Origin of the sequence: Sporolituus thermophilus DSM 23256 (genome assembly GCF_900102435.1) — a bacterium.
GTDB classification, from domain to species: Bacteria; Bacillota; Negativicutes; order Sporomusales; family Thermosinaceae; genus Thermosinus; species Thermosinus thermophilus.
The window spans coordinates 23,687-42,591 of sequence record NZ_FNBU01000004.1; the positions used below are offsets into that span (position 1 = coordinate 23,687).

Below are 18,905 nucleotides of genomic sequence, written 5' to 3' on the forward strand. Positions count from 1 at the left end.
CGTACGGTTAAGCCAATATCTTCTGCCTTTTGCCGGCAAAATGAGAAGGCCTCCGGTTTTGTCCGGAGGCCTAAATTGTCATTTCACCTTTTGTTGCTGATTATCCTCATACACTTTGCGTATATGGTCTTTGGTCCAGTGGCCGGTAGGCTCAAGCATATTTTTTTCCTGGGGGTTGTCAGAGGGGGATTCACGGCGGCAGTCGGTTTTATCCACGCAAATTTCATGGACAGGTCGGCGGTAAGGGCACATATTTGGGCACCTCCTGATTTTATGCTCGAGAATTTAGGGGCTTTCCGTCGCCGTATATAGGTGGAAAGGCTTTGGGGCGTTTGGCTAGCCGGTGGCGGTGTTTTACCGGACGCTGCCAAAAAAGCTGCCCATGGGAGGGCAGCTTTTTGGCGATTATTCGTAATCGTTGTTGGCGTCAGCTTTGGCCGTCAGTGTGCCGTATTCGGATTTACTGGCTTTTTGTTTGCCGGTAGCTTTGGTGTTAGTGGGTGAGGCGTTCGACGACGAATAGTCGGCATTAACGTCTTGCGTCGCCGTCAAGGTGCCGTACTTGGATTTGCTGGTTTGCAGTTTTTGTTTGTCCGCCATGTTCTTGGACGACCTCCTTTGTGATTTTGTTTGGGGTCCATTATTTATTTTCGTACAGAATGACGGACAAATACCTGGAAGTTTCAGCATAAATGTATTAATTATTATTCCAGTTCTTCCAATTTTTGCAGACCGCCGTTACGGCCTACGACAATGAGGACATCGCCGGCTTGAATTTTTTCCCCGGGATTAGGCGGGACGATAATTTGATCACCGCGCTTGATGGCTACGACGTTGGCGTCATATTTTTCCCGCAGCCGCGCTTCGGCCAATGTTTTACCCACCAGGCAGCGGGGCGCACTGGTCTCGATGAGGCTGAGGTCGGGCGACAGTTCGATATAATCAAGGACGTTGGTCGAGACAAGGTTGTGCGCTACCCGCTGTCCCATATCCCGTTCGGGATACACTACCCGGTCGGCCCCGATTTTTTCCAGCATTTTACCGTGCAGTTCATTGCGGGCCTTGGCGACAATGTATTTTACGCCCAAGTCTTTTAATAGCAGCGTGGTCAAGACATTGGCCTGGATATCTTCGCCAATGGCTACGACGACAACGTCAAAGTTGCGGATGCCCAGTGCCTTAAGCGAATTTTCGTCGGTTGTATCGGCGATGTAGGTATGAGTAACCTCGTCGGCAACTTGTTGGACCCGTTCCTCTTTGGTATCGATAGCCAGCACTTCATAACCCAGCCGGGAAAGCGTACGGGCAACACTGGTGCCGAAACGGCCAAGGCCAATAACGGCGAAACTTTTATTCCTTTTCATAATATAATACCTCTCTTGTCTGTAACGATATTAACCGATAATAACCCGGCCTTCCGGCAGCTGCAAAGCGCCTTTGCGCGCCCGCAGGGCGATAGCCAGGGCCAGCGTCACCGGCCCCACGCGACCGGCGAACATGGTGAGTATAAGCCAGAGTTTGCCGGCGACAGTCAGTGTCGGCGTGATACCTGTTGACAAGCCTACCGTACCGAAAGCGGAGACAACCTCGAACAACACGTTCAAAAACGGCGCCTGTTCAGTCACGGTTAGCGCCAACGTGACCAAAATGACAAGCAGCGCCGACAAAAAGACGACCGTGAAGGCTTTATAAACGGTAGCTACCGGAATGCGGCGCTGAAAAACTTCAACGTCATTTTTGCCGCTGATTTGGGCAGCGATGGCGAGAACCAATACGCCAAACGTTGACGTTTTAACCCCGCCACCGGTTGAGGCCGGTGAAGCACCGATAAACATTAAGATGATCAGGAAAAACAGGGTGCCGCTTTCCAGCTTACCGATATCGAGCGTGTTGTAGCCGGCGGTGCGGGGCGTCACGGACTGAAAGTAGCTGGCGAGAAGTTTGCCTTGCCAGTTTAGGCTGCCGAGGGTGGCGGGATTATTCCATTCCAGCAGGAAAATTACCGCCGCTCCGAAGATGATGAGAAAAGCGGACACGGATAGCACAAGCTTGGTATGGAGCGAAAACTTGTTGAAGCGGCGGTTGTCCCACACGTCGGCAATGACGGTGAAGCCGATGCCGCCAAGAATAATGAGCATGGTAATGACGATATTGACGGTTATATCATCCACATAACCGGTCAGACTGCGAAAGTCGCCGAACAGGTCAAAGCCGGCATTGCAAAAGGCGGAAATGGCGTGCCAGTATCCGTAGTAGATGCCTCGCGGACCATAATCGGCAAACCACCGGATGGCGAGAATGGTCCCGCCGATCAGTTCAATGATGAACGTGGTCTTCATGACATAGATCATCAGGCGCACCACGCCGGCCATTGTGAACTGGTTGAGTGCTTCCTGAATTATGAGCCGCTCGCGGAGCTGAATTTTCTTGCCGATCAGCAGCGCGATCAAGGTAGCCATGGACATGATGCCCAGGCCGCCGATCTGAATTAAACTGATAATGACCAGTTGCCCGAACAATGACCAGTGGCTACCGGTGTCCACCACCACCAGACCGGTAACACATACGGCGGAAGTGGCGGTAAAGAGAGCGTCAACGAACGGCGTGGGTTTACCGCTGGCCGACGCTAGGGGGGTGGTCAGCAGCAGGGCGCCGACGAAAATTAAGCCGGCAAACCCCAGCACCAGCACCTGGTAGGGGGTCAGCCGCCATTTCGCTATGTCTAGCAGGTCGTCGGTTCTTGGGTCAATACTCAAAATGATTCCTCCAACAAACATGGATTGGTGAATGGAAAAATAACTCATCATAACCGGGGTTCTATCCGCTCATTTTAATATTCCTCCATACTTTGTGAAATATAAAAAAGCCGGCGCGGACGAAGTGCTAACCCTCTGGCCTAGCGCCCCACGCACCGGCTTACAAACTCGCGGGACCAAAACCCCGTGGCTTGTCTCCAGACATGCTGCGACAATAGTCTTGACGGTTCTTTAGTTTATGCCTTAATATCCACGATATGCCCTGTCGAGCGGCCTGAGGCCAGGCGGGCAGAGACTAAAATGCAAGCAAAAAGAAAAACCGCAACGGTTATTTTACCGTAGCTAATTTGGCCTTGTAGTCTCGTGCAGCAGTCTAAATAGATTATAGCGCAACAATAGCAGAAAGAAAGTTCTGTTTTAACGGGCAAAGACACTGTTTTAGGTAGCGACGGGCGGAAAATGAAAAAAAAAACAGGCCCGTCGCTCCTTTTGACGCAATTCCTCACTCTTTAATCGTTTTCCATTTTCCGGTATAAGGGTTATAGTCGCAATCATTAGAGCAGGCGAGCCAACGTTTGGCGGTATCGCTTCCCTGGGCCAGCGGACGGCAATCGGTGCAGGCGTAGCGATATTCGCAGTCCTGGCACTTTTCCACCTGGTCTTTAGTGGTGCGCCAGCATTGCTGTAGTTTTTGACCTGCCAGGATGGTAGCCAGTGATTGGCGAAGAATATTGCCGCATATCTGGTCGCGCGCGAAAATGCAGGGGATGACGTCACCGGCGGCGGTAATGGCAATTTTACCGGCTAAACAAGAGTGATAACACTGGGCCCGGAAAAAGCTTTCCTCATCGGTGAAAAAGGGCGGTCTGACGGGAGGTTTTTGGTATTTGTCCGGCAGCAGCTTGCTATTGTCACCGCGGCCAGTGGGGCGAACGACGTCAGGCGGCGTTACTTCCACGCCTAATTCTTCGCATAGTTTCATAATGTTTTCGGCTTCTTCCTCATTGGCTTTCATAATAATGGAAGCGATGCGCAAAGGTACACCGGCGGCCAATAGTTTACGGACGGCGGCCATCGTCTGATTGAAGCTGCCGGGGTTTAAGGTGACGCGGTCATGGACGGCGGCATTGGCGGCGTAAATGGTCGTGGCAATACTGATTTGGTTGTCTTTAACAAACTTTACACAGTCGTCGTCAATGAGGGTGGCGTTCGTAAAAATTTCAATGATTTCATAGCCGTCCTGGCGGGCGCGCTGGGCTAACTCTTGCCATCGGGGGTAGAGCAGCGGCTCGCCGCCGATAAATTGAATGGCCGTGGCTCCGGCCTGCCTGGCTTCGGTAATAAGGGACAGCCAGCGGTCATGGGGCACGGCGTCGTAGTCGGCACAGGGGCCGCTGGTAGCGTAGCAGTGCAGGCAGCGGTTATTGCAGCTTGCGGTGAGTTCTAGCCAGAGAAATTCTAACTTGGGCGGCGCGACTTGCGGCGGTGCCGGACGCTCGGCCGGTTGGCTCAGGTAAAATGAGCCCAGACCCATGGCCGTTAGCTTGTCGAGAAATGCCAGCTGCGGCTTGTTTTCCGGCAAAGCGAGGTCGAGCAGATCTTCCAGGGCACTATTTTCACAGGCGAGGAGAAAATCGACGGCCCCTTTATTAATAGAATGCACCTTGCCGGTTTGCAGGTTGTAGATGGCGCCACGCTTGGCCCCGCGGACGAGGTAGCAGTGGGGATGAAGGCGATAATACAAAGAAATGTCCTCCTTTAGCGCATTTTTCTACATCATATGCGGCGGCGCCGGTAGGGGTGCGGCGAGAAAAAAGGCGCCGCTCGCGGCGCAGGAAGAAAGGGGAATATGAACAGGAGGAAAGGGGAATATGAAGTTTTATAGAGGAAGGCAGCCATAGCCCCAGTAATAGGGACGGCAGTCGTAACCTTGCAGAAGTGTAAAATAGGGTGAAGATTTAACACCGCGCAGGCAAAACGCCATTTTCACAGCAAAAAACATCCCGGCAATGACGCCGCGATGCCCTGATGGAATTTTATTTTACTTGGACGAAAACTGAAGGGGTTTGTCGAAATTTATTGAATAACTAAGGGAAGTGGTCCGAGGGGGACGTGACTTATGAACGTGTCTTTTGTTGTGGTCGATGACGATGTTAGTGTCCGCAAAATTATTCAGCACATAATTAACGAATATGAGCTGGGCAAAGTAGTGGCGGAATGCGGCGACGGAATTGCCGCGGAAAAAATTATCCGCGAGGAGCGGCCGCATATCGCCCTGGTGGATTTGCTGCTGCCTAAGCAGGACGGTGTCGAGCTGATAAGAAAGTTAGCGGCCGACCGGCTGGATACATCATTTATTATGATCTCTCAGGTTAACAGTGAACCCATGATTACCAGGGCGTATGAATGCGGCATTGAATTTTTTATTCATAAGCCCATCAACGTTCTCGAAGTTGTATCGGTCATTAACCGGGTAAAAGAAAGTCGCCGGCTAAGGCAGTTCGTTTCCATCATTCAGCAGACGGCTTCGCAATATTCGGTAGCTTTAAAGTCGGCGGAGCAGCCGAAAAACAACTTAAAGACCAATGTGTACCGGATATTTTCCGATATCGGGATTATTGGCGAAGCCGGCGCGAAAGATATTTACCAGATTGTCGAGCTGGTAGACGCTTGGTCGGAAGGAACGGCGAATTACTGTTACCAGTTAAGCGATGTCTATAGCCAGTTGTCGGCAAAAACACAGCAAGATGCCAAAACAATCGAGCAGCGGGTGCGGCGGGCGATCGCCAAGGCGCTGCAAAATTTGGCCAATCTCGGTATTGAAGATTACTATAATGAGAAATTCCAAAATTACAGTACGGTGTTATTTGACTTTAAAGAAGTGCGGCAGGAGATTAACTTTATTAACGGTAAAAGCACTTACCGGGGAAAAATTAACGTTAAAAAGTTTATCGAAGGCTTGATTTTTGCCGCTAATCTGAACTGATTGGCAAATGGCATACCGCATTCCAGGATAGTTTCGGTTGCTTGACGCCTGTGAGGTCACGCGTCAATTCCCACCTTTGGTTGGTATCTGCCGACAGCCCCGAAAGATGGTGAAAAGCATGCTCCCCGTCCTTGCACGCAATCAAGAACGCAACAAACTTTTGTTTAACGCTATCTTGCTGGTTACGCTTACCAGCATGGTATTCGTTTATCCTTTCGACAATCAGTTCCGGTTTACCTTGGGAGTAGCGGTGCTTTCCACCTTGCTGCTTTACTTTGCCCGACTGTCGGTGCTTACGACGGCGGTATTGAGCGGCATCGCCATTGTCATTTTACGGACGGCGGCCAACTTTGTTTTAGGTGATGACAGCTTTGAGGCGGTGGTCTTTAAAAATCTGCCTTCGCTGGCTTATTACCTGTCTTTCGGCATCTGTTTTCATGTTTTTCGGGTTCGAAAATGTATTGATAACTTGCCGGTCGCGATCTTGCTTATCAGTTTGGCAGACATAATTAGTAATTTGGTGGAGATTTATTTTCGTCCCTTGAACGTGGCCGGTAATGAAGCTATTCTTGCCAGTATTATTGCCGTGGCCGTTTTGCGCGCCATTGTTGCCGTTTATTGGTATGCGCTATTATGCCGGTATCATGCTTTCGTACTGGAAGAGGAACAGCGCGCCCGTTATGCCGAACTTACGATGATGATCGCCAAACTGCGGGCGGAAGTTTTTTATCTGAGAAAATCGTCGCAGGACATTGAGCAGGTAATGGAGCAAAGTTATTGGCTGTATAACCACCTGCAAAATAGCGGCGCCGCTCCTGCGGATCACGCCTCAAGCGCCGCCAAGGCGCTGGCGATCGCCCGAGATATCCACGAGATTAAAAAGGTGTATGTCAGGGTTATTGCGGGAATAGAGAAAATCCTTAAGTCTTCGACTACGGACAATGCCATGAAGCTGTCGGAAATCTTGTTCATCATTCAGCAGAATACGCAACGCTATTTGGCGGAAATGGGAAGCCCCATCTCCATTACCTTTGACTATAGTGAGGATTTTGTGACCGATAAGCACTACACAATTGTTTCGGTGCTGGACAATTTGATTATAAATGCCATCGAGGCCTGCGGCCAGACTGGCGCTATCAGGGTAGCGCAAACCAGTGCAGACGACCATATCGTGTTTAGGGTCGAAGATACGGGTTGCGGTATTCATCCCCAGAACTTTGCGCTCATTTTCAACCCCGGCTTTTCGACCAAATTTTCGCCCCGTACCGGTAAGATGTCTACCGGGTTGGGGCTTGCCCATGTGAAAAATTTGACGGAGGCATTGGGCGGTTCGATCAGTGTTAGTTCGCAGCCTGGCGCCGGTGCTGTCTTTGTCGTAACGGTACCGCGCAGTAGATTGGTTATTAACGAGGATTAGTTTTTGGCAGTGTAAGCCGTTAGCAACCTATCAAAAAAATTTTTAGCCTTTTTGTTGACAAATATCGTAATTGATACTATACTTAATTATGTCATCTTGATAATTACCTATGCGGAAGTAGCTCAGTGGTAGAGCATCGCCTTGCCAAGGCGAGGGTCGCGAGTTCGAATCTCGTTTTCCGCTCCACAAAAATCCCGGCAATAAAATGCCGGGATTTTTCCGTGTTGCTTGTGTTTGCTTGCCGATTATGGTATCATATTATGCATGGCATGGCTGAATTGATTGCATTTATACCAAATCCGGCAATACTAACAATGAAAAAGAAAAACCAGCAAATGCCGTATTTTTAAAAATGAGGAGGATTACATAAATGAAGGTAACAGCGGAGAGAATAGACAATCATAAGTTGGTTCTGGAAATGGAAGTACCCCAGGAAGAGGTTGCTAAAGCCTTCCAAAAAGCTTATCAAAAACTGGCTGCCCGGGTGAACATCCCTGGTTTCCGCAAAGGCAAGGCGCCGCGTAATATTTTGGAATTGCATGTGGGCAAAGACGTTTTAAAAGACGAGGCGTTTGACCTGCTGGCTAACAAGGCCTATTGGCAGGCCCTGGACGAACAAAAGGCCGAGCCGGTAACCCGGCCGGAGATTGAAATCCTTACTTTTGAAGAAGGTAAACCCCTCCGGTTCAAGGCGACGGTAGTTACAAAACCAGACGTAACGCTCGGCGAATACAAAGGGCTAAAGGTTGCTAAACTGGTGGCGGAAGTGACGGCCGAAGACGTGCAAAAACAATTGGAAAATTTGCGCATCCGTCATGCCAAGATGGTGGTCGTAGAGGATGCCGTTTTACAAAAAGGCGATTTCGCGATTATTGATTTTGAAGGCTTCATTGACGGCAAACCGTTTAAGGGCGGCGATGCCAAGGGCTATCCGCTGGAGGTTGGTTCCGGCAGCTTCATTCCCGGCTTCGAAGACCAACTGCTCGGCGCTAAAGCCGGCGAAGAGCGCGAGGTCAACGTTGTTTTCCCCGAAGATTATTTCGTGCCCGAATTAGCCGGCAAAGCGTCTACTTTCAAGGTTAAAATCCACGACATCAAGCGTAAGGAACTGCCTGAGCTGGATGACGACTTTGCTAAGGATGTCAGCGAGTTTGACACGCTGGAGGAATTAAAGGCCGATATCGAGAATAAATTAAAAGAGGCCGCAGCCGAGCGGGCTGAGCGGGAATTCCGCAGCCAAGCCATCAAGCTGGCCGTAGACAATGCTACGGTAGATATTCCGGAAGTTATGATCGAACAGCGCATTGACGATATGGTCAGCGATTTGGATATTAATCTCCAGAACCGCGGCATGAAACTTGACGATTACCTCAAGGCCACCAAAATGGATATGGCCGGCCTGCGGCAGAATTATCGCGAAGCGGCTGCATATAGCGTTAAAACCGACCTGGTACTGGAGGCAATTGCCAAAGCCGAGGGGATCGAGGTCAGTGACGAAGATATGCAGGCCGAAGTTGTTGCGATGGCGCGAAGCTATGGCGCGTCGGTCGAAGACGTGGCGAAAATCATCCGTGAACAGGGACGCGTAAATGCCCTTTATGAAACGGTGAAACGCAAGAAAGCGGCCAAGTTGATCGTCGACAGCGCTGTAGCCGAATAAGACCCAATTTGATTTCGAGGTGGTTTTCATGACATTTGTGCCGATCGTTGTTGAGCAGTCTAACCGTGGGGAACGGGCCTACGACATCTATTCCCGCCTGTTAAAAGACCGCATTGTCTTCATTGGCGGGCCTATTGACGACCATCTGGCTAATCTGGTTATTGCCCAGCTTTTGTTTTTAGAGTCCGAAGATCCGGACAAAGACATTCATCTTTATATTAATAGCCCGGGCGGAGTGGTTACCGCCGGTTTGGCCATCTATGACACAATGCAGTATATCAAACCCGACGTGTCTACCATTTGCCTTGGCTCGGCGGCCAGCATGGCGGCGGTATTGCTTGCGGCCGGCGCTCCCGGCAAGCGTTATGCCTTACCTTACGCGCGCGTCATGATACACCAACCGTTGGGCGGTGCGCAGGGCCAAGCCACCGACATTCAGATCCAGGCCCGGGAAATCCTGCGCTTGCGGGAAATCCTCAATGATATTCTGGCGCGCCATACCGGAAAACCTTTAGAACGGATCCAACACGACACGGAGCGCGACTATTTTATGTCCAGTGAAGAAGCAAAGGAATATGGCATAATTGATGCCGTCGTGGTTCGGGGTGAGCAGCGCAAAGACGGCCGGACTGCCAGATAGAGAGGTGGTTAGATGTTGAAGTTTGGGGATGACAGGGGACAACTCAAGTGTTCCTTTTGCGGTAAATTACAGGAACAAGTCAAGAAACTGGTTGCCGGCCCCGGTGTCTATATCTGCGATGAGTGTATCGAGCTGTGCAACGAGATCATCGAAGAAGAACTCAGCGAGGACATGGAGCTTGAGCTGAGAGACATACCCAAACCGAAAGAGATCAAAGAAATTCTCGACCAGTATGTCATTGGCCAGGAAGAAGCGAAGAAGACGCTTGCCGTTGCCGTTTACAACCATTACAAGCGGATTAATCTCGGCAGCAAGATGGAAGATGTGGAACTGCAAAAGTCCAACATCGTCATGCTCGGTCCTACCGGCAGCGGCAAAACGCTTTTGGCGCAAACGCTGGCGAAAATTCTCAACGTTCCTTTTGCCATCGCCGACGCCACTTCCCTGACTGAGGCCGGTTATGTCGGCGAGGACGTTGAAAACATCCTGCTGAAACTCATCCAGGCTGCCGACTACGATGTGGAAAAGGCCGAAAAAGGGATTGTCTACATCGATGAAATTGATAAGATCGCCCGCAAATCGGAAAACCCGTCCATAACCCGCGACGTTTCCGGAGAAGGCGTGCAGCAGGCGCTGCTCAAAATTCTGGAGGGCACTGTCGCCAGCGTACCGCCGCAGGGCGGACGTAAGCACCCGCACCAGGAGTTCATCCAGATCGACACAACCAACATCCTTTTCATCTGCGGCGGTGCCTTTGACGGGATTGATAAGATTATCAGCGCCCGTACTGGAAAGAAGACGCTCGGCTTTGGCGCCGACATCAAGAGCCGCGAAAAGAAGCAGGTAGGCGAAATCCTCAGGCAAATCCTGCCGGAAGACCTGCTCAAGTTTGGGCTTATTCCCGAATTCGTCGGCCGGTTGCCGATTATTGTCACCCTTGACGCGCTTGATGAGGATGCGTTGGTGAGGATCCTGGTCGAGCCCAAAAATGCTTTGGTGAAGCAGTATCAGAAGTTTCTCGAACTGGACAACGTGCAGCTGGAATTTAAGGAAGACGCCCTGCGGGCCATTGCCCAGGAAGCGCTCAAGCGCAATACCGGGGCACGGGGTCTTAGGGCCATCATTGAGAACCTGATGCGCAACGTCATGTACGAGGTTCCGTCCCGCGCCGACGTAACCAAGTGCATTGTCACCAAAGAAGTGGTCTTAAACAAAGAGGAACCAATTTTAGTTACAGCCGACCGCAAGAGCAAGAAGAAGGAAGAAACAGCGTAAAGAAGGAGAGCAATCTCCTTCTTTTTTTTTGCCAAAAGCAGCCTGTTTTGCCGGTTTTTGCCAGGATAAAAAGGTCCGCTCTGCCCATACTAAGACCACATATTTAATGGTTGCTGTGGAAAGGAGGTATTTGGGCAAAGTGGATTACGCTGTTAACATTATCAGTTTGATCCAGTTCTTTTTTGCCGTTGTCATCGGCCTGTATTTCCTGAATCTCCTCAGGTCACAGCAGGGGAACAGGGTCGCGGTCGAACGGGAATCCAAAAAGGAAATGGACAAACTGCAGCGGCTTCGGGAGATTTCTCTGACTGAACCGCTGGCGGAAAAGACGCGGCCGTCGACTTTCGCCGAAATCGTCGGCCAGGAAGAAGGACTAAAGGCACTGAGAGCCGCACTTTGCGGGCCAAACCCACAGCATGTGCTTATCTACGGGCCGCCAGGCGTTGGCAAGACTGCTGCCGCCCGCCTGGTACTGGAAGAAGCCAAACGCAACCCGCTGTCGCCCTTTGGGCCCAATGCCAAATTTGTGGAGATGGATGCCACTACCGCCCGGTTTGACGAGCGCGGTATCGCCGATCCGCTTATCGGTACGGTACATGACCCAATTTACCAAGGAGCAGGAGCTCTTGGCATGGCCGGCATTCCCCAGCCCAAACCGGGAGCTGTTACCAAAGCCCATGGCGGCATTCTGTTTATCGACGAAATCGGTGAACTTCACCACATCCAGATGAACAAACTGCTTAAAGTGTTGGAAGACCGTAAAGTATTTCTGGAAAGTTCCTATTATAACAGTGAGGATACCAACATCCCTTCCCATATCCACGACATATTCCAAAACGGCCTGCCGGCCGATTTCCGGCTGGTGGGGGCCACGACGCGCATGGCCCACGAAATTCCGCCCGCCATCAGGTCCCGGTGCGTTGAAATTTATTTCCGGCCGCTTTTGCCTGACGAAATTTCCCTTATCGCCGGCAATGCCGCCAAAAAAATCGGGTTTGCCCTCGCGGACGGCGTGCTGGATGTTGTTAAACGCTATGCTACCAGCGGGCGTGAGGCGGTAAATATTATCCAGATTGCGGCCGGAGTGGCCCAGAATGAGGGCAGTAAGACCATCACCCGCGCCCATGCCGAATGGGTAATAAACTTTGGCCAGTACAATCCCCGGCCGGACAAGAAAATTCCTGCCCACCCTACGGTCGGTTTGGTCAACGGCTTAGCCGTGTTCGGGCCGAATATCGGAACGATGATGGAAGTAGAGGTATCGGCCGTTCCTAATGCCTACGGCACGGGGAAGCTAACGGTGACCGGCGTAGTGGACGAAGAGGAAATCGGTGGTTCGGGCCGGACGATGCGGCGCAAGAGCATGGCCAAGGGGTCGCTCGATAATGTACTTACGGTGTTAGCCAGCCATTTTGGCATCGACTGCCATAAATACGACATCCATGTCAACTTTCCCGGCGGTGTGCCTATCGACGGTCCGTCGGCGGGCGTGACGGTGTTAACGGCCATTTATTCGGCGCTGCACAAAATACCGGTTGATAACACGGTTGCCATGACGGGAGAAATCTCCATCCGCGGTCTGGTCAAGCCAGTAGGAGGGGTTAGCGCTAAAGTAGCGGCCGCCAAGCAGGCCGGGGTGCGAAAAGTTCTCATTCCGCGGGAAAACTGGCAAGAGTTGTTTAAAAACATGGATATTGAAGTCATCCCGGTTGATACGGTTGAGGAGGTGCTTAGCCACGCCCTCATGCAAACCGTCGACCAGGCGCCGCGCCTGGAATTGGTGGCGCCAAAACCGGAACTGTTAACGGCGGCAGGGGTGCAAGGATAGCGAAGTGGGCCTTCCCAGGCTCACTTTTTCTTTGCCGAAAGCATGGCGAAAAGGGATTTTCCGCCTGGCTAAGAATATTTATAAATACCTACGTTGAAACTAACTCTGACGTTTTTGTGAAGTGCGCAAAGGAGGCCCTTTTTTATGTCTAAAAAAAGGCGTTTTATCCCGCTTTTGCCGCTGCGGGGCATTCTCGTCTTTCCGTACATGATCATTCACCTGGACGTAGGGCGCGAGAAGTCCATCAGCGCCTTGGAAGAGGCAATGGTGCATGACCGGCTGATTATGTTGACGTCACAGAAGGACGCGCAAAATGATCGGCCCGAGCCTGACGATATTTTCCGCATTGGTACCGTAGCCGAAATTAAACAGCTACTCAAGCTGCCGGGCGGGACCATCCGCGTTTTGGTTGAAGGACTGCACCGCGCCCAAATTCTGCGGTATACCGAACTTGACCCTTTTTTCCAGGTCGAAATTGAAGAATTCGATGAAATTCAAACCAAGACGCCGGAAATTGAGGCACTTACCCGCACCGCCATCAGCCAGTTCGAGCAATGGGTAAAGTTAAGCAAAAAAATTCCGCCGGAAACGCTCCTATCCGTGGTGACGGTTGAAGAGCCCGGTCGGCTGTCGGATTTGATCGCCAGCCATTTAGCCCTGAAAATTGAAGATAAGCAGGCGCTGCTCGAAGCCGTAGGCTATAAGGAACGTTTGGAAAAACTGTGTGAAATTCTCAGCCGGGAAATGGAAATCCTCGAACTCGAGAAGAAAATTAACGTCCGGGTCCGCAAGCAGATGGAAAAAACCCAGAAAGAATATTACTTGCGGGAGCAGCTCAAGGCCATCCAAAAAGAACTCGGCGAAAAGGACGACCGGCTGGCCGAAGCGGACGAGTACCGGCAGCGTCTTAAGGAACTCGATGTTCCGAAAGAAGTAGCGGAAAAGATAAATAAGGAAATCGAGCGGTTGGAGAAGATGCCGCCCATGGCCGCGGAAAGCGCCGTCATCCGTACATACCTCGACTGGCTGCTGGCCCTGCCGTGGACGAAAGAAACGACCGACCGGCTGGACATCGCCGTTGCCGAAAAAATCCTGGACGAAGATCATTATGGCCTGCAGAAAGTCAAGGAGCGCATCCTCGAGTATTTGTCGGTCCGCAAGTTGACCGAAACCATGAAAGGCCCCATTCTCTGCCTGGTCGGGCCGCCTGGCGTCGGCAAGACTTCGCTGGCCCGTTCCATTGCCCGGGCGATGGAGCGCAAGTTCGTCCGGGTGTCGCTCGGCGGCGTGCGTGATGAGGCTGAGATCCGCGGTCACCGCCGGACCTATGTGGGTGCCCTCCCTGGACGGATAATTCAGGGCATGCGCACCGTCGGCTCGAAAAATCCGGTTTTTCTGCTGGACGAAATCGACAAAATGAGCGCCGACTTTCGCGGCGACCCTTCGGCGGCGCTGCTGGAAGTGCTTGATCCTGAACAGAACAATGCCTTCAGCGACCACTATATCGAGGTGCCGTTTGACTTGTCACGCGTGCTCTGGGTGGTGACGGCCAATGTTATGCATAACATTCCGCGGCCCCTGCTCGACCGGATGGAGGTCATTTCCATTCCCGGCTATACGGAAGAAGAGAAGGTGCAAATCGCCAAGCGCTATCTCATCCCCAAGCAGACCCGCGATCATGGTCTAAGCGAAGGGCAAATCATCTTTTCGGAAGGCACTATCCAGAAAGTAATTCGCGATTATACCCGCGAAGCGGGCGTGCGCAACCTGGAACGCAATATCGCCGGGTTGTGCCGTAAAGCCGCGCGGCAAATTGTCCAGGAGCAGCGCACGGCGGTCAAAATCACTGCCCAAAACCTCCACACTTTTTTAGGAGCCCCTAAGTACCGTCATGCCCAAGCGGAAAAAAGCCCGCAGGTAGGAGTCGCTACCGGCCTGGCCTGGACTGAAGTGGGCGGCGATGTGTTGGCGGCCGAAGTGTCGATTATGAAAGGCAAAGGCAAGTTAACGCTTACGGGGCAGCTCGGCGAAGTAATGCGGGAATCGGCGCAGGCCGGCTTTACCTATATTCGCACCCGGGCCAAGGAACTTGGCATTGATGAGGAGTTCCATGAAAAAACCGACATTCATATCCATCTGCCGGAAGGCGCTATTCCTAAGGACGGTCCTTCGGCCGGCATCACCATGGCCACGGCGGTGGCGTCCGCTCTGACCGGCAAGCCGGTACGTTCAGATCTTGCCATGACCGGGGAAATTACGCTGCGCGGCCGCGTTCTGCCGGTAGGGGGCATTAAAGAAAAGGTATTGGCTGCCCACCGGGCCGGGATTAAGAAAGTCGTCCTGCCCCAGGAAAACCGGCGGGACTTGGAGGAAATTCCGGTCAACGTCAAGCGCAGTCTTGAATTTATCTTTGTGGAACATATGGACGAAGTGCTGCGGGCGGCCTTGGTGATGGATAATGGCTGAGACGCAATTCAATGTCATTAAGGCCCGCTATGTAGCCTCAGCCGTACGGGCCGACCAGTATCCGCCTGAGGACCTGCCCGAAATCGCGTTTATTGGCCGCTCCAACGTGGGTAAATCGTCATTGATTAATTCATTGTGCCGTCATCATGGGCTGGCACGGGTGAGCGCCAGCCCCGGCAAGACCCAAACCATTAATTTTTATGCTGTGACCGCCAAGTTGCCGGACGAACGGCGGCTGGAATGGTATTTGGTCGACCTTCCCGGTTACGGCTACGCGCGGACGGGCCAAGCCCAACGCCGGCAGTGGACCAGGTTTGTCGAAGAATACTTTCTCCGTTCGTCGCGCCTGAAACTGGTGTGTCAGTTGGTTGACCTCCGTCATCTGCCACAGGCCAGTGATGTGGCCATGTACGATTGGTTGAAAACGCATGACCTTACTGTACAGGTGGTGGCTACCAAAGCGGATAAAATCGGGCGTACCCACCTAGCGCGTCATATAGCGGCGATTAAAAACGGGCTGCAACTGGAAACGGGCGGGATTATTGCCTATTCAGCGCTTAGTGGACAAGGGCGGAACGACCTACTTGACGCAATTGGCCAAATTTTGCTAAAATAAGTTGCACCGGTAAGCGGGGATGCCACGCGGCGTCCCTGCTAATTATCTAAATACGAGATTGTCACGATATAAGATGAAAGGCGATCCCATGCTGACTCAGTTCGATAAAGCCTTGCTGAATATTATCCAAACCGATTTGCCGCTGACCAAGCGACCTTTCGCCGTGCTGGCCGAGCGGTTGGGCGTCGACGAGGCCACGGTCATTGACCGGCTGCGCGCACTCAAGGCCCTTGGCTATATCCGGCGGATCGGGCCGTTCTTTGATTCGGCCCGGCTGGGGTATGTGGGCACGCTGGCGGCCGTGCGCGTCAGGCCGGACAAAGTAAGGGAAGTAGCGGAAGCGATTAATGCTTTCCCGGGCGTTACCCATAACTATGAGCGAGAGGGGTATTTCAACCTATGGTTTGCTCTTCTTTCGCCAAGCAAGGAGGCCCAGCGCCGCGTCCTGCAGTACATCGGGAAGCTCGACGGGGTGGACAAGCTGATTAGCTTGCCGGCGACCAGGAAATACAAAGTAAGCGTTGAGTTCACGCTTGGGTAGGCAGGTGAAGTATGTTGGACGCCCTGGATAAAAAGATTATTGCCGCTATGCAAGACGAATTCCCGCTGGTGAGTGATCCCTATCGCGTCATTGCCGAGCGGCTGGGAATCAGTGAAGACGAACTCTTGCGGCGGCTGGAGCGGTACCGGCAAACGGGACAACTCCGGAAAATGGGCGCCGTTCTTCGTCATCGCGAGGTGGGCTACGCGGCCAATGCCCTTTGCGCTTGGGTGGTAACGCCGGAGCGTGAAGAAGAGGTAGGCAGGCTGATGGCTGCTCATCCCGCTGTTACCCACTGCTACAGCCGGTTGCCGGCTGAAGAGTGGCCGTATAACTTTTACACTATGGTTCATGCCCACACTCGTGCTGAATGCCGGGAAATTGTCGAAGCGTTGGCCCGTGCTGCCGGTTTGGACCAATATACTATGCTGTTTAGCACCCGGGAGTGGAAAAAAACGAGTATGCACTATTTTCGGGAGGGCGAAGAACAATGTTGAAAAGTTTTGCTGATGTACTTGCGGCGGTGAAAGGACTGCCGCCCCGGCGGGTTGCTGTTGCCGCTGCGCAGGATGACGCCGTTCTTGAGGCTGTCAGAGGGGCGAAAGAGCAGGGCATCGCCGATTTTATCCTGGTAGGCGACCGGGACAAGATTGAACGTACCGCGGCGAAAGTGAGCGTCAGTCTCGAGGGGCTAACAATCATCCATGAGGCTGATGACCGTCAGGCCGCCTATCGGGCCGTGGCCCTCGTCTCAGGCGGGGAAGCGGACGTGCTGATGAAAGGCCTTATCAACACCGCTGATCTGTTGCGGGCCGTCCTGGATAAAGAGGTTGGATTGCGCACCGGTAGGGTACTCAGCCATGCCGCCGTGTTTGAAGTGCCCGGCTTTGACCGGTTGCTGACTATTACTGACGGCGGCATGAACATCGCGCCAACTCTCGCGCAAAAGGCCGATATCATCCAAAATAGCGTCGGTCTGGCCAAAGTATTGGGCATTAGCCCTGCCAAGGTTGCGGTGCTTGCCGCCGTGGAAGTTGTTAATCCCGATATGCCGGCGACGCTTGATGCCGCAGCGCTCGCCAAGATGGCCGACCGGGGCCAGATTAAAGGAGCGGTCGTTGATGGTCCGCTCGCCCTTGACAATGCAATTAATCTTGAAGCGGCCAGACATAAGGGCATTACCAGTCCGGTGGCCGGTCTGGCTGATATTTTGCTCGTTCCTAATATTGAAGTAGGTAACGCTTTAGGCAAATCGCTTATTTATTTTGCCCGTGGCCGTATGGCCGGCTTAATTCTCGGCGCGGCCAAGCCGGTAATTGTCACTTCCCGCGCCGACACATACGAAGGGAAAATCCTCTCTATCGCCCTTGGGGCTCTGCTGGGACAAAAATAAAATTATTTTTATTAAAATAAAAAAAGGAACTTGCCCCAAGAAGTCGAATTTTAACAGTTGTTGGTCTGACCACCTGGCCGTAATATCATAAATAATATTTCGGGATGGGGGAAAACTACACTGGTAGGAATGCCTGCTTTTCCCAGGTTGGCGTCTTTGCTTGATTAGCCAAGGTATATAAAGGTGCGGCATATACCGGCCTTTGTATATAAATCGGTACATGAATCTTCAGGAGGTGCTCTTATGGCCGAAGTTTCACTCCAGGGTGAACAAAGAGTATTCATGACAGGCAATGAAGTCGTTGCCTGGGCTGCCGTTGCAGCCAAAGCCGACATTATGTACGGCTATCCCATCACGCCGCAAAACGAGATCATGCATTACTGGACACGGCTTGCGCCCAAGTACAACAAGAAGTTTCTCCAGGTTGAGGACGAAATTTCCGCCGGTTTTACCACGCTGGGCGGCGTAATTTCCGGAAGAAAAGCCTTTACTGCCACCGCCGGTCCGGGCAACGTACTGATGCAGGAATCGGCAACCATGGCCGAGATGATGCGATTGCCGATTGTCTATATCATTCAACAGCGCGGCGGCCCCTCTACCGCTACCGTTATTTATTCGCAGCAGGAGGTAACGCTGACCACCTTCGGCGGCAACGGCGAAGGACACCGCATCGTATATTCCACTGCTACTCATCAGGAATTGTTTGACTACACCATTAAGGCCTTTAATGCTGCCTGGACTTACCGGTTCCCCACCTTCGTGCTTGGCGACGGCTACCAGGCCAAAATGCGTGAGCCGCTGACCATTTATGATCCCGAAGCGCGCGGTATTAAGCTCGTCAATCCCGAGCCCATTCTCGGCGATACTACGCCTGGCAAACAGTTTAAGCACATCCGCAATACATATAACACCGAAGACGAACTATATGAGGTTGTTATGGCCAATCAGCGCGATTGGGAAGCAATGGCGCCGAAAGTTGTCGAATGGGATGCGAAAGACTGCGCCGACGCCGATGTGATTATTCTTACCCATGGCGTGGTGTTCCGTGCCGCTCAAGGCGCCTATGGCATGTTCCGCGGCGAAGGCAAGAAGGTCGGCTATTTCCGTCCCATTACGCTCCGCCCGTTCCCGGAAGAGCAGCTCCGCGAGGCTGCGAAAACGGCCAAAAAAATCTTTATTGCCGAGTCTTCGTATGGACAACTCGTGAAACTTGTCCAACAGGCGCTGTACGGCATGAACGTGGAGATTGTTCCCATGCTGCGGCCGGGCGTTGGCATCACCACCGAGGAAATCTACGAAGAAGTTTCCAAACTGTTAGGGTAGGAGG

Annotated in this window: 16 protein-coding genes and 1 tRNA gene; 13 read left to right on the forward strand and 4 right to left on the reverse strand. The window is 52.4% G+C overall.

Translation table 11 applies throughout. The annotated features are described in order from the left end of the window. Positions 1 to 405: 405 nt before the first annotated feature. The 4 genes from BLQ99_RS03605 to BLQ99_RS03620 form a co-directional block, all read right to left on the reverse strand. Positions 406 to 600, reverse strand: a complete 195-nt coding sequence (locus tag BLQ99_RS03605; protein WP_093688229.1) for a hypothetical protein — start codon at positions 598 to 600, stop codon at positions 406 to 408. Between the two features lie 104 nt (positions 601 to 704). Next, positions 705 to 1,364 (reverse strand): potassium channel family protein, encoded by a 660-nt coding sequence (locus tag BLQ99_RS03610; RefSeq protein ID WP_093688231.1) that lies wholly within the window; start codon positions 1,362 to 1,364, stop codon positions 705 to 707. Between the two features lie 30 nt (positions 1,365 to 1,394). Beyond that, the gene (locus BLQ99_RS03615; protein WP_245690239.1) at positions 1,395 to 2,756 is read right to left on the reverse strand and encodes a TrkH family potassium uptake protein; all 1,362 of its coding nucleotides are present in this window, start codon (positions 2,754 to 2,756) and stop codon (positions 1,395 to 1,397) included. Between the two features lie 502 nt (positions 2,757 to 3,258). After that, complete coding sequence (locus BLQ99_RS03620; RefSeq protein ID WP_093688233.1) at positions 3,259 to 4,500, reverse strand: radical SAM/SPASM domain-containing protein; 1,242 nt, start codon at positions 4,498 to 4,500, stop codon at positions 3,259 to 3,261. 375 nt (positions 4,501 to 4,875) lie between these two features. On the opposite strand from BLQ99_RS03620, the gene BLQ99_RS03625 reads away from it, so the two are divergent. The 13 genes from BLQ99_RS03625 to BLQ99_RS03685 all read left to right on the forward strand — a co-directional run bounded on the left by BLQ99_RS03625 (position 4,876) and on the right by BLQ99_RS03685 (position 18,901). Next, positions 4,876 to 5,742 carry a response regulator gene (locus BLQ99_RS03625; protein ID WP_093688235.1) on the forward strand — a complete coding sequence of 289 codons (867 nt, stop codon included), beginning with the start codon at positions 4,876 to 4,878 and terminating at the stop codon, positions 5,740 to 5,742. Between the two features lie 118 nt (positions 5,743 to 5,860). Then, a complete protein-coding gene (locus BLQ99_RS03630; protein ID WP_093688237.1) occupies positions 5,861 to 7,159 on the forward strand; it encodes an ATP-binding protein in 1,299 nt (432 codons plus the stop codon). Between the two features lie 111 nt (positions 7,160 to 7,270). Continuing rightward, positions 7,271 to 7,345 (forward strand) — tRNA-Gly (locus BLQ99_RS03635). 184 nt (positions 7,346 to 7,529) lie between these two features. Beyond that, entirely contained in the window at positions 7,530 to 8,819 is a 1,290-nt protein-coding gene (tig, locus tag BLQ99_RS03640) for a trigger factor (protein ID WP_093688239.1), read from the forward strand. A 28-nt stretch (positions 8,820 to 8,847) separates the two neighbouring features. Next, positions 8,848 to 9,459: an ATP-dependent Clp endopeptidase proteolytic subunit ClpP gene (gene clpP, locus BLQ99_RS03645; protein ID WP_093688241.1), complete on the forward strand. Its 612-nt coding sequence runs from the start codon at positions 8,848 to 8,850 to the stop codon at positions 9,457 to 9,459. 12 nt (positions 9,460 to 9,471) lie between these two features. After that, a complete protein-coding gene (gene clpX / locus BLQ99_RS03650; protein ID WP_093688243.1) occupies positions 9,472 to 10,734 on the forward strand; it encodes an ATP-dependent Clp protease ATP-binding subunit ClpX in 1,263 nt (420 codons plus the stop codon). Between the two features lie 139 nt (positions 10,735 to 10,873). Further along, a complete protein-coding gene (gene lonB / locus BLQ99_RS03655; protein ID WP_093688446.1) occupies positions 10,874 to 12,562 on the forward strand; it encodes an ATP-dependent protease LonB in 1,689 nt (562 codons plus the stop codon). Between the two features lie 144 nt (positions 12,563 to 12,706). Next, positions 12,707 to 15,028, forward strand: coding sequence for an endopeptidase La (lon, locus tag BLQ99_RS03660; protein ID WP_093688245.1), 2,322 nt, complete (start codon positions 12,707 to 12,709; stop codon positions 15,026 to 15,028). Then, positions 15,021 to 15,644 (forward strand): ribosome biogenesis GTP-binding protein YihA/YsxC, encoded by a 624-nt coding sequence (gene yihA / locus BLQ99_RS03665; protein WP_093688246.1) that lies wholly within the window; start codon positions 15,021 to 15,023, stop codon positions 15,642 to 15,644. Before lon ends, yihA begins: the two co-directional genes overlap by 8 nt. An 88-nt stretch (positions 15,645 to 15,732) precedes the next feature. Then, complete coding sequence (gene ahbA, locus BLQ99_RS03670) at positions 15,733 to 16,185, forward strand: siroheme decarboxylase subunit alpha (protein WP_093688448.1); 453 nt, start codon at positions 15,733 to 15,735, stop codon at positions 16,183 to 16,185. A gap of 11 nt (positions 16,186 to 16,196) precedes the next feature. After that, entirely contained in the window at positions 16,197 to 16,682 is a 486-nt protein-coding gene (gene ahbB / locus BLQ99_RS03675; RefSeq protein ID WP_093688247.1) for a siroheme decarboxylase subunit beta, read from the forward strand. Then, positions 16,676 to 17,578 carry a phosphate butyryltransferase gene (gene ptb, locus BLQ99_RS03680; protein WP_093688249.1) on the forward strand — a complete coding sequence of 301 codons (903 nt, stop codon included), beginning with the start codon at positions 16,676 to 16,678 and terminating at the stop codon, positions 17,576 to 17,578. Before ahbB ends, ptb begins: the two co-directional genes overlap by 7 nt. Positions 17,579 to 17,821: 243 nt before the next feature. Then, positions 17,822 to 18,901, forward strand: coding sequence for a ferredoxin oxidoreductase (locus BLQ99_RS03685; protein WP_093688251.1), 1,080 nt, complete (start codon positions 17,822 to 17,824; stop codon positions 18,899 to 18,901). Positions 18,902 to 18,905 lie beyond the last annotated feature (4 nt).

Coding starts and splice junctions, on each gene's coding strand:
- BLQ99_RS03605 (WP_093688229.1), bottom strand. CDS start 600: ATGGCGGACAAACAAAAACTGCAAACCAGCAAATCCAAGTACGGCACC.
- tig (WP_093688239.1), top strand. CDS start 7,530: ATGAAGGTAACAGCGGAGAGAATAGACAATCATAAGTTGGTTCTGGAA.
- yihA (WP_093688246.1), top strand. CDS start 15,021: ATGGCTGAGACGCAATTCAATGTCATTAAGGCCCGCTATGTAGCCTCA.
- BLQ99_RS03685 (WP_093688251.1), top strand. CDS start 17,822: ATGGCCGAAGTTTCACTCCAGGGTGAACAAAGAGTATTCATGACAGGC.
- BLQ99_RS03625 (WP_093688235.1), top strand. CDS start 4,876: ATGAACGTGTCTTTTGTTGTGGTCGATGACGATGTTAGTGTCCGCAAA.
- lon (WP_093688245.1), top strand. CDS start 12,707: ATGTCTAAAAAAAGGCGTTTTATCCCGCTTTTGCCGCTGCGGGGCATT.
- BLQ99_RS03610 (WP_093688231.1), bottom strand. CDS start 1,364: ATGAAAAGGAATAAAAGTTTCGCCGTTATTGGCCTTGGCCGTTTCGGC.
- clpP (WP_093688241.1), top strand. CDS start 8,848: ATGACATTTGTGCCGATCGTTGTTGAGCAGTCTAACCGTGGGGAACGG.
- ptb (WP_093688249.1), top strand. CDS start 16,676: ATGTTGAAAAGTTTTGCTGATGTACTTGCGGCGGTGAAAGGACTGCCG.
- ahbB (WP_093688247.1), top strand. CDS start 16,197: ATGTTGGACGCCCTGGATAAAAAGATTATTGCCGCTATGCAAGACGAA.
- ahbA (WP_093688448.1), top strand. CDS start 15,733: ATGCTGACTCAGTTCGATAAAGCCTTGCTGAATATTATCCAAACCGAT.
- BLQ99_RS03630 (WP_093688237.1), top strand. CDS start 5,861: ATGCTCCCCGTCCTTGCACGCAATCAAGAACGCAACAAACTTTTGTTT.
- clpX (WP_093688243.1), top strand. CDS start 9,472: ATGTTGAAGTTTGGGGATGACAGGGGACAACTCAAGTGTTCCTTTTGC.